The sequence below is a fragment of the Ureibacillus suwonensis genome (assembly GCF_042655065.1).
Classification (GTDB): Bacteria; Bacillota; Bacilli; order Bacillales_A; family Planococcaceae; genus Ureibacillus; species Ureibacillus suwonensis.
Map to the genome: position 1 here is coordinate 1 of NZ_JBHSNQ010000060.1, position 2216 is coordinate 2216.

Genomic DNA, 2216 nt, shown 5'->3' on the forward strand with positions numbered 1-2216 from the left:
CATATGTCCATACGCTTCGTGATGGTTGGTGTTATCTAGCGTCCGTTCTTGATTTACATACAAAAAAAGTGGTCGGATATAAATTCTCTCGTACCATGACATCAGAAATTGTGCTGGAAGCACTTCAAAATGCGATTCAAGATCAAAAGCCCGATTCTGGTCTTATCGTGCATACAGATTTAGGAACACAATATACAAGTGAAGCGTTTCAAGAACTTCTAAAAAAACATGAAATGATTCCGTCGTTTAGTCGAAAAGGATGTCCATATGACAACGCTTGTATTGAATCTTTTCACGCTATATTAAAAAAAGAAGAAGTGTATCTAACCAAATACGAAAGCTATGAGACAGCGAGAATTGCGTTATTTCAATTCATTGAAGGTTGGTATAATCGCAAACGAATTTATGGAAGCATCGGTTATTTGACACCGGATGAATACGAAAAAATGTGCCGAATAGCAGCGTAAAACATGGGGTACAGAACACTTCCCCACTTCACATTTTTTTTGGCACAACAGCCATGGGTTTATTTCTCCACGTCCCAAGTAGATTGTCAAAGGCTCTTTTCACTTTGACAATCTACTTGGGATGTGGAACAATCCATGAATGGTTGTTGTGCAAAAAAACTTAATCTTNTTGAGGTGAATTTATGAATGGTCTTTACTTAGTATACGGAGATATAAAAGGTTCCTTGGGAGTAAAAAAAAAGGTAAAGGCACAAGTTGATGCATTAAATTCATTAGGGATTAATTGTGACTTGTTTAAAGTTCAAAGTTTTCCCAATAAATACAGGAAAGTATTACAAAGATTGCCGTATGGACTTACTTATAAAAAGTGGATTGATTGTGAAAAAATTAAAGATTTAGATTTCTTATATATTAGAAAACCAATTATTGACTATCAATTTATTCAAGACTTAAAAAAAATAAAAAAGACTAAAAGTAATATTAAAATTTTGTTGGAAATACCTACATTTCCTTATGATCAAGAATTATCTAGATTTGTTGATTATCCATTGTTAATAAAAGAAAGAATAAATAGAAAAAAACTAATTGAATATGTGGATAGAATTATTACATTCTCCGATGATGATGAAATATTTAATATAAAAACAATAAAAACTCAGAATGGTATAAATATTAATGAAATTAAATTAAGAAAAATATCTACTAAAGATAATGTGATAAATTTATTAGCAGTTGCATCTGTACAAAAGTGGCATGGTTATGATCGACTTATTAAAGGGATAGCGGATTATTATAAAAAAAATCCTAAAATTGAGGTTCATTTTTACCTAGTGGGTGATGGTAAAGAATTACCGATTTTGAAAAAATTAACTGAAAATCTAAATGTATCTAAGTATATACATTTTGAAGGATTTAAAAGTGGAAATGAATTAGATAAATTCTATAATATTTGTCATATTGGAATTGGAAGTTTGGGCTTGCACAGAATAGGATTAACACACGCTAGTACGTTAAAAAATAGAGAATATTGTGCAAAAGGATTACCATTTATTATTACTGCTTATGATAATGATTTCCCCGGTAATTTTAAATATGTTTATAAGCTTCCACAAAATGAACAACCTATTAATATTGAATCTATTATTGATTTTTATAAATCAATTTATAATGAAAAAAATTTTACGTTAAAGATGAGAGAATATGCAGAAAATTATTTGTCATGGGAAGCTAAGATGAAGCCAGTAGCATGTTTTTTAGAAGAAGAGTAAAAAGTTATTAATCTATAATTAATAAAATAATAATTAATATTTTAAGAATAAAACTTTGATATTGTCCTGTATAACACTTTTGTAATAAAAAGTAATATATCCAACATTAATAAAAATTGAGATAAATTATGTTGATTGTTTTTACTACTTATTCGGTCTTCAATATATATTTTTTAAATTGACTTGATAATCAGGCTTATTATTTTTTAGAAAAGTCAAAGTTGGTTTAGTGCACCATAGTTCAAAGTTAATAAAGGAATTAGATGTAGTATAGATTTATGGACACAACTTGGTTAAGTCATTAATATTAAACTAACGAAAGGTTGTGTCCGAATCATGAGTCAAAAACGGTACAATCAAGAATTTAAACAAACAGTAGTTGAGCTTTATCGCTCAGGCACTCCAGTCAGTCAACTCTCTAGCGAATATGGTGTTTCAGAAGTAACGATTTATAAATGGATTAAGCAACTCTCTCCAATTG

3 protein-coding genes are annotated in these 2216 nt (G+C 29.3%); all 3 read left to right on the forward strand.

All coding sequences use genetic code 11. From position 1 onward, the window contains the following. On the forward strand, window positions 1–467 hold a 467-nt coding region (locus ACFPOH_RS07390), incomplete at its 5' end, for an IS3 family transposase (RefSeq protein ID WP_390309295.1). Window positions 468–649: 182 nt separating this feature from the next. Continuing rightward, a complete protein-coding gene (locus ACFPOH_RS07395; protein WP_390309298.1) occupies window positions 650–1735 on the forward strand; it encodes a glycosyltransferase in 1086 nt (361 codons plus the stop codon). 336 nt (window positions 1736–2071) lie between these two features. Further along, the coding region (locus tag ACFPOH_RS07400) for a transposase (protein ID WP_390309300.1) at window positions 2072–2216 on the forward strand (145 nt) is incomplete at its 3' end.

What these genes read in the sequence shown, in the direction of transcription:
- ACFPOH_RS07395 (WP_390309298.1), top strand. Translation starts at nt 650, where the DNA reads ATGAATGGTCTTTACTTAGTATACGGAGATATAAAAGGTTCCTTGGGA.